Raw genomic sequence first — 597 nt, 5'->3', positions numbered from 1 at the left:
GAGAACACCCCGCTGCGCGACGGCAGCGAGGAGTACCTCGACTCGGAGAAGTACCAGATCAAACCCCGCGACTGGGAAGCGGCCGACCGCGAGGGCCGCTCCCTGACCCCCCTGATCACCCGGCTCAACACGATCCGGCGCGCGAACCCGGCCCTGCGGCAGCTGCGCGATCTCCACTTCCACCAGGCGGACCAGGAAGCGGTGATCGCGTACTCGAAGCGGAGCGGCTCGAACACGGTTCTGGTGGTCGCCAACCTCGACCCCCACCACACCCAGGAGGCCACGGTCTCGTTGGACATGCCGCAACTCGGCCTGGAATGGCACGAGTCGGTGCCGGTGCGCGACGAGCTCACCGGTGAGACCTACTACTGGGGCAGGGCCAACTATGTGCGCCTCGAACCGGGCACCCGGCCCGCGCACATCTTCTCGGTTCTGCGACCGTCCACCCCGCAGATCGGAGGGTCACCCACATAATGATCGTCAACGAGCCCGTCCAGGACACCTTCGAGGACACTCCCGCCAAGGACCGGGATCCCGAGTGGTTCAAGCGCGCCGTCTTCTACGAGGTCCTCGTCCGCTCCTTCCAGGACAGCAACG

Annotated in this window: 1 pseudogene; it reads left to right on the top strand. The window is 66.7% G+C overall.

What is annotated here, in order from left to right:
* Nucleotides 1-474, top strand: a pseudogene (locus AC5P09_RS52085) (alpha-1,4-glucan--maltose-1-phosphate maltosyltransferase); the annotation flags it as partial.
* Nucleotides 475-597 lie beyond the last annotated feature (123 nt).

The sequence above is a fragment of the Streptomyces sp. a15 genome (assembly GCF_059026085.1).
Note: the sequence above shows the minus strand (reverse complement) of the source record. Positions and strands in the feature narration are given on the sequence as shown.